Below are 401 nucleotides of genomic sequence, written 5' to 3' on the forward strand. Positions count from 1 at the left end.
GCAACGCCATGGCCAGCGCCAAGAAGAAAGGCATCAAGGTGGTGTCGTATGACCGCCTGATCCTGAACGCCGACATCGACGGCTACGTGACCTTCGACAACGTGAAGGTGGGCGAGCTGCAGGCGCAGGGCGTGGTCAAGCTCGCGCCGAAGGGCAATTACTTCCTTCTGGGCGGCGCCGCGACCGACAACAACGCACGCCTGCTGCGCGAGGGCCAGATGAAGGTGCTCAAGCCGTACGTCGACAAGGGCGACATCAAGATCGTCGGCGAGCAGTGGACGCCGGAGTGGGACCCCTCCAAGGCGCAGAACATTGTTGAGAACGCGCTGACCGCCAACAACAACAACATCCAGGGCATCGTTGCCTCCAACGACGGCACGGCCGGCGGCGCGATCCAGGCG

1 protein-coding gene is annotated in these 401 nt (G+C 63.6%); it reads left to right on the forward strand.

Going from position 1 to position 401, the window contains the following annotated elements:
* Positions 1–401, forward strand: a 401-nt coding sequence (locus tag I6F21_RS38300) for a substrate-binding domain-containing protein (protein WP_225184459.1), incomplete at both ends; no start/stop codon positions are given.

It is taken from the genome of Bradyrhizobium sp. NBAIM03 (genome assembly GCF_020194055.1).
GTDB lineage: Bacteria > Pseudomonadota > Alphaproteobacteria > Rhizobiales > Xanthobacteraceae > Bradyrhizobium > Bradyrhizobium yuanmingense.